This is a genomic window from Mesorhizobium sp. WSM4848 (genome assembly GCF_055811375.1).
In genome coordinates, this window is record NZ_JBVVPX010000074.1 from 1 (window position 1) to 6,823 (window position 6,823).

At 60.4% G+C, this 6,823-nt stretch carries 3 protein-coding genes and 3 pseudogenes; 5 read left to right on the forward strand and 1 reads right to left on the reverse strand.

The annotated features are described in order from the left end of the window. Positions 1–83: 83 nt before the first annotated feature. The 3 genes and pseudogenes from AC0L16_RS33085 to AC0L16_RS33095 all read left to right on the forward strand — a co-directional run. Positions 84–566: pseudogene (locus AC0L16_RS33085) on the forward strand (IS630 family transposase); the annotation flags it as partial. A 903-nt stretch (positions 567–1,469) separates the two neighbouring features. Then, on the forward strand, positions 1,470–2,849 hold the full coding sequence (locus AC0L16_RS33090; RefSeq protein ID WP_473625719.1) for an amidase: 1,380 nt from the start codon (positions 1,470–1,472) through the stop codon (positions 2,847–2,849). A gap of 305 nt (positions 2,850–3,154) precedes the next feature. Beyond that, positions 3,155–3,331: an amidase family protein gene (locus tag AC0L16_RS33095; RefSeq protein WP_473625721.1), complete on the forward strand. Its 177-nt coding sequence runs from the start codon at positions 3,155–3,157 to the stop codon at positions 3,329–3,331. 274 nt (positions 3,332–3,605) lie between these two features. On the opposite strand, the pseudogene AC0L16_RS33100 reads toward AC0L16_RS33095, so the two are convergent. Further along, positions 3,606–3,857: pseudogene (locus tag AC0L16_RS33100) on the reverse strand (ATP-binding protein); the annotation flags it as partial. Positions 3,858–5,436: 1,579 nt separating this feature from the next. On the opposite strand from AC0L16_RS33100, the pseudogene AC0L16_RS33105 reads away from it, so the two are divergent. Both AC0L16_RS33105 and AC0L16_RS33110 read left to right on the forward strand, forming a co-directional pair. After that, positions 5,437–6,622, forward strand: a pseudogene (locus AC0L16_RS33105) (IS701 family transposase). Continuing rightward, positions 6,574–6,753, forward strand: a complete 180-nt coding sequence (locus AC0L16_RS33110; RefSeq protein WP_473625722.1) for a hypothetical protein — start codon at positions 6,574–6,576, stop codon at positions 6,751–6,753. Before AC0L16_RS33105 ends, AC0L16_RS33110 begins: the two are co-directional and overlap by 49 nt. Positions 6,754–6,823 lie beyond the last annotated feature (70 nt).

Consider the following 6,823-nt stretch of genomic DNA (forward strand, 5'->3'; position numbering starts at 1 on the left):
GAGCGGTGTGAATCGAGAGGTTCACGCACCGTTCTGCGAGAGGCCGGCAGGTGAAATTCCTCCGGCCTACTCACCCCGGACTGTCGACGAAGATGGCCCGCCTGCGCGGACGAGCCCCACGCGGCGAGCGCTGCCGGGCCGGCGTGCCCCATGGTCATTGGAAGACCACCACCTTCACCGGCGCATTGCGGCTGACCGGCATGACCGCCCCCTTCGTCTACGACGGCGCCATGAACGGCACCGTGTTCCTGGCGTATGTCGACCAGGTGCTGGTTCCCACACTCGAACCCGGCGACGTCGTCGTGATGGACAACCTGCCTGCCCACAAGGCCGCCGGCGTCCGCGACGCGATCGAGACGGCGGGGGCGAGCCTGCTCTATCTCCCGCCCTATAGCCCAGACTTCAATCCCATCGAAAACGCCTTCGCCAAGCTCAAGGCGCTGATGCGGGCAAAGGCCGAGCGGACAATCAGCGCACTGTGGGACGCAGTCGGCGCGATCCTCGAACGCTTCACCCCAGCCGAATGCGCCAACTACTTCAAGGCAGCTGGATACGACCCAGATTAAACAGGACGCGCTCTAGTCGACGACTGGAACCCGCGCGGCCAAAGCGCGCACGCGCGACAGTCCTTCAGCTGAGGCCCCTGCTTTTCGCCACGCGGTCACCCGTGCCCCGATTTAAAGGAAAAGCTTGTCAAGTGGCCTTTTAGAACCAGCGCTTGCGACCCTGGTCACAGACTGATCAAGTTGGCGCCGCTTGGACATCGCAACTCACCGAAATTAATACAGGGCTTCGTGCAACACCGACCCGTGCAGAAAGTTGCAACAGATCCTTCAAATAAATTTGCAGAATCTTTGCGACCACAGATGGCTGGCACTGATACGTTCACCTCAAAGTCTGAGGTGAGGCACGGGTGCAAAAGCTGATGCGGTTTTCGCTCGGACGGCTGCACGTCACGCAAAGTTTGTTGACACTTGGCAAGAAGCACTCGTCCTGGTTTAAGTTTCAACGGGTGATGGTCCGCTCTATGTCCAAGCCGCCGAGAATTTTGGTCTTTATCCAATTACGTGGTCGGCTGATTCCAGCTCACTACGACTATCTCGCGGACAAAAGGACGCGTATCGATACAGACAAATCGATGCCATCATCCACCAATGTTCTCGGCTGCGTGCGATGTATGACATTGCTGGCGTTACTGGCTACGGAGCAGTGCAGCAGGGCCGCGCTCGCGTTCATCAGGCCGGCATCACCTGCGAGGCCGTCAAATCCAACGGCCTTGCTGTAGGTGAAAGGGGAAACAATGGCAAAACCGCGTCTGGAGACCCTAAAGTCCGTCAACGTCGAGTTTTTTGGCAGCCAGTGGGCCGACGACGATCTTGAGCAGTTGGTGACTGCCCCGTTCGGGGTTGTCTCTAGCTTCGAGAGCGTGGTCTCGGGTTTGCGCAGAATCGTCGCCAGGGACCTGGGCGATGTTGCGCCGGACGCCGCAGTGCAAGCATCGGAGTCTTGCCGTGACTGAGTCGAGGTCAATCAAGAGTATTGCGGCCGCACTCAAGAGCGGCAACCGGTCCGCGATCGAGATTGTCGGGGAATGTATCGCTGCGGCCGAGCGGACCAATTCCTCGCTGCGCAGTTTCATTACAGTGGCCGCCGACCACGCGCTGGCCCAGGCGGAGAAAGCCGATGCACGCCGAAGAGCAGGCCGCGTCCTGGGCCCGCTTGACGGAATTCCTTACGCCGCGAAGGATATGTTCGAAACGCGCGGCATTCGGACCACCTGCGGCAGCAGGGTGCTAGAGAACAATGTGCCGGACAGGTCGGCGGCGGCCATTTGCATGCTCGACGCAGCGGGGGCGGCCCTGATTGGCAAGACGAATCTCCACGAATTCGCCTTTGGCGCGACCGGCGAGAACTGCTGGGCCGGAACGGTCGTCAACCCGCACGACGAGACAAGGCTAGCAGGCGGCTCGAGCAGCGGATCCGCGGCGGCCGTCGCGGCAGGCATCGTGCCATTCGCGCTCGGCACGGATACCGGCGGCTCGGTTCGCGTTCCGGCCGCGCTCTGCGGCATCGCCGGATACAAGCCGAGCTACGGCCTGATCAGTCTCGGCGGCGTCATCCCCTATTGCTGGTCGCTGGACCATGCGGGCGTGCTCGCGACGTCGGTCAGCGACCTGGAGCTTGTCGTCAGGCACATCGCGAAGCTCCCGCCGGCCACACAACCCAGCGTGGCGCTGAGGGTTGCCTTGATTGAGGGTTGCGAGGAGAAATGCGAGGCGTCGGTGCGCCACGCGTTCCTTGCGACCAAGGAGCACATGCGACGGTCGGGAGCCACTTTCGGCGCGATCGAACTCCCAGACCAGTCTGAGGCCCGTACAGTATCGCTGGCAATTCAACTCGCCGAGACTCTTGCCTATCACGGCCCCAATCTCGCCCGCGCACGCGATCGATTCGGTGCTGACCTGCGTGGCGGTATGGTGATGGGACAGTTCCTGTCTGCAGAAAGCTACATCCAGTGCAAACGCTTGTTGGGAAACTACAGGCGAGCATTTACGCAGGCCATCCAGACGTTCGACATCCTGCTGACGCCGGCCTGTCCGATCACGGCGCCGCAGGTCGGGACCGTCGACGTGGACATTGCCGGGCAGACGATGCCGCTTGGCAATGCCCTGACGCTGTTCACTTACTTCTTCAACCTAATTGGCGCGCCGGCGCTAGTGCTGCCGGTCGCCTCGCCGAGCGGCGACCTGCCCGTCGCTGTGCAGATTGTTGGCGCGCCCGGCTCCGATGCCCAGCTCTTGGAGATTGCTCTCATACTCGAGAACGTATGCAAGGAGCCTAGTTCTTGACCGTGGCAAAGCGATCCGTTCTAGCGACCCGGCACAATGACCGGACTATCAGAGAAGGCCCGCGTCAAGCTGGATCAGGAGTTAGCGCGAGAAGATTTCTCGGTGGAGTACATCAGCGCCCTACTGGCTCGCCCGCCGAGTTGGAGCCGGACGCGCACCTGCGTGTCCTCGGTCGGCTGATGGCCGGCGAAGACCTTGCTGGTGTCGGCATTGTTTGACCGTCGCGGGCACACCGTGCAGCCGGCCGATCCGCGCACCACTCATCAGGGAGGCTTCCGCCTTCTTCGCATCGTCCACTGAAGGGGATCACGGGCAACCAATGGACTCCGTTACAATGCCGGTCCTCTTCCGCCGGCGCAGCCGATGCGGCGGCAACAGGTTTTGGGCCATTGCACCAGGGCAGTGACGGAGCGGGTCAATCCGCATGCCCGCACTTCTTTGGAGTGTTCGGACTAAAACCCAGCTTCGGGCGCGTGCCCTAAATTCTCCACTTGGCGAAGCTGATTTCAGCGCGCACAGCGGACTAATAACGCGCTCTGTTGCCGAGAGCACTCTGATGCTTGAGGTGATAGCCGGTCCGCACTTCCTCGACCATACGACGCTCGAGGCTGCGTATTCCGATGAAGCCGGCCACCGATTCCGATGAAGCCGGCCAGTCATTCCGATTTCATTCCGGCCACCATTCCGATTTGAAGGCGGCCATATCTCGGACTGATCCTGGGTCTGGTTGATGTTTGGATTGGGTTTTGTTTGAGGTCAAGCTTCGGTGTTTTCGGGTGCGATTGGCGGGCGCTGTTTTCGCATGCTTTCACCGGCGAGATCGATGCGATAGGCGTTGTGAACGAGGCGATCCAGGATGGCATCGGCCAGAGTTGGGTTTGCAATAATTTCGTACCACCGATCCACGGGCACCTGACTTGTGAGGATGGTTGAGCGTCGTTCGTAGCACTCCTCAATGATCTCCAGGAGATCGCGGCGTGGGTCGAGGATCAGCAGCTCGGTCCTGGCAGCATTTGTCGTAACTGTCTCATGGTCAGCCTTCTCTTTGCCGGCATCAATAAGCTCCCCGTTCATCGGGGGGCATTTGATGCCAAAGTTGCTGACACAGGAGGAAATGTTCAGTGCCGAAAACTGGCCGGCTTTTGATTGGAATGGTGGCCGGCTTCAAATCGGAATGGTGGCCGGTCTTTGATCGGAATGGCGGCCGGCTTCACGTCGGAATCCGCACTCGAGGCGACCTGCCAACTATTTACTTCCATGAATCCAACAGATAGTCCTTGCCGTGACGTAGCGAGATTTATAGCCAGATCCCACATGACTTTAGGAAAGGAAGTCTCATGTCTGCTGTGGAGTCTGGAGGAAGCTCCGCTCCGTGCGCGCCACTCGTTCGGCAACACGGCCTCGGTCAGTGACCGCACGGGAACTCATTTCGAAGCGGCTCACCATCGCGGTGTCATGGCGGTTTACGGCCGGTCCATGGAGGGAAGGGCGGTCTCGCTCACAGGAGGCGAGCGTCGAGGCAATATCATCACCGACTATGAACGTTGTATTTACCTAGGCGTTGACAACCCTCCGGCCGTCGTTGCCGGTGCGGTCACCGCAATAGAAGAATATGGATCAATCCAGTGGCCCTGTGCCTGCACGCGGTGAACTTCGGCTCATTGGTGATCTTGAACATGCGCTTTCGCAACTCTTTGAGCGCGCGTCATTGCCTATTCAACGGTCATGGTTGCAAATATGCGCGCACCGCCAATCATTGTCTCCGGACATCTGACGGAAGGGCAGAAACCTGTCATGGCCTTCGACCGGCGCGCCCATGCCTCCCCGCCTTTCGTAAACGGGTCGTGGCCGAGGAGACGCAAGTCGAGACAATTCCTCACAATGACCTCGATGCTTTGGAGCAGATTTGCCGCAGGCGTCCAATGTCGCCTATGTGTGTAATGGCGTCAACTCGATGGGCGGCTTCGCCCCGATCGAAGGGCTTCTCCAGTTGCAGGAGCGGTATAGTCTCTCTTTTTCTGTACATCGACGACGCGCGCGGAATTTCCCTTTTCGGCAAAAACGGTGAAGGATTTGCGCGCTCGCAATTGCCGCTTGTGCTCGGTGGGCGCCGCAGCATCCCTCGGCAAGGTTCGGCGCGTCGGCCGGCATGCTCATGCTTGGAACGGCGTATCAGGAAGAGCTATTTCGCTGCTACTCCATTCCACATGCCTTCTCGGCTTCGCCCAACGTCGCAGCCGTCGGCGCCGCCCTTGCCTCGGCAGAAATTCATCGGACGAACGAGTTCAAAGTTCGCCAAGGACAGTTGGCCCCGAGCGCATCGCCTCCTTCGACGAACGCATCCAAACAGATCGGCGGGGCGCATTCGCATGATCAAGGTGGGCGACGAATTCGCGACCATCGATTTCGCAGGGCGACTGCTAAATTACGGCTTTTATACATCCGTCACGTTCTTTCCGACGGTCGCTCGCGGCCACCCAAGCATCGCATCTGTCTTACCGCAAGTCACGACCTGTTGGACCTAGTACTACAGTTGCGGATCAATTGATTTTGTGATTCCCTTCGACAGGTTAAGAAGGAGGGAGCCATGTCTGTCGCTTCGTGGTCGGGGTCGTTGTTGGCTTGGGAGCAGGAGCTGACAGCGCTGAAGGCGCGGGTTGGACGGGTGCTTCCTCGTCGTGAGCTGCGAGAGACGGGCGCGGATTTCCTTGACCGCCTTCTTTCGGGCATTGAGCGCAAGACCGGCTGGCTGATGGCTGAGCAGTCCGGAGCGGAGCGGCTCTATCGGATGCAGTCGCTGTTGGGACGCAGCCAGTGGGACGCTGATCGGCTCCGAGACGAGGTTCGCGATTATGTCGTGGAGGCGTTGGGCGACGAGGATGGCGTCCTGATCGTCGACGAGACCGGATTTGTGAAGAAGGGCGATCGCTCCGCCGGTGTCGCGCGTCAGTACTCGGGAACGGCGGGCGGATCGAGAACAGCCAGATCGGTGTGTTCTTGGCATACGCGAGCCGCTACGGCCAGGCGCTGGTCGATCGTCGGCTTTACGTGCCGGAGAGTTGGACAAAGGATCGGGCGCGATGTGCCAGGGCCTCGATCCCGGAGACGATCGAGTTTGCGACCAAGCCAAAGATGGCACGCGCCATGGTCGAGGCAGCGCTCGATGCCGGCGTCCCGTGCGCTTACGTGCTGGGCGACGCGGTCTACGGGGCCGACAGCAGCCTTCGCCGGATGCTGGAAGCTCGCGAGCCGCCCTATGTCCTGGCGGTTGGAGGCGCTCACTTCATGCGCCGTGGAGGGGATCGTCGGTTGAGGGAACCTCGCCCGAGGAACTGACCAGCGAGCTCGCGCCCGAGGACTGGGTCTGTCATGCGGCAGGGGAAGGCGCCAAAGGACCTCGGCTCTACGACTGGGCACGCATCCGCCGCCCTTGGACATCAAAAGGCGGCTTTGAGCATTGGCTTCTCGTCCGCCGCAAGCGATCGGCATCCGGAGAAAAAGCCTACTACCTGGTCTTCGCCCCGCCCGGTTCCTCCTTGGCCGAATTGGCGGCAGTGGCCGGCCTGCGCTGGGCGGTCGAGGAGTGCTTTGAGCGGGCCAAGGATGATCTCGGACTTGACCATTGCGAGGCTCGGTCCTGGCACGGATGGCATCGCCACATGAGCCTGTGCATGGCCGCCCTGGCGTTCCTCTCCAAGCTATCGGCTGATCTTCGCCGCAGCGCATGGAGCAAACCGAACGAAACGAGTCCAAAGGAGCCAATCGCCGCCTGATCCGGATGGCTGCGCTGGTGCCAAGCGTCCTCGAGATCCGCTATCTCCTCGCCCGGATTCTCATCTTTCCACCGACACAAAAGCCCTTCATTATCGCCTGGTCGCTATGGCGCGATGTCAATACCGGGTGAAATTTTCCCAAAAGTGCCGAAGTAAAATTCCCCAATTATGCCGTCTCGGACGGCATGGAGAATTGGGTAT

Coding starts and splice junctions, on each gene's coding strand:
- AC0L16_RS33090 (WP_473625719.1), top strand. CDS start 1,470: ATGTTGCGCCGGACGCCGCAGTGCAAGCATCGGAGTCTTGCCGTGACT.
- AC0L16_RS33110 (WP_473625722.1), top strand. CDS start 6,574: ATGGAGCAAACCGAACGAAACGAGTCCAAAGGAGCCAATCGCCGCCTG.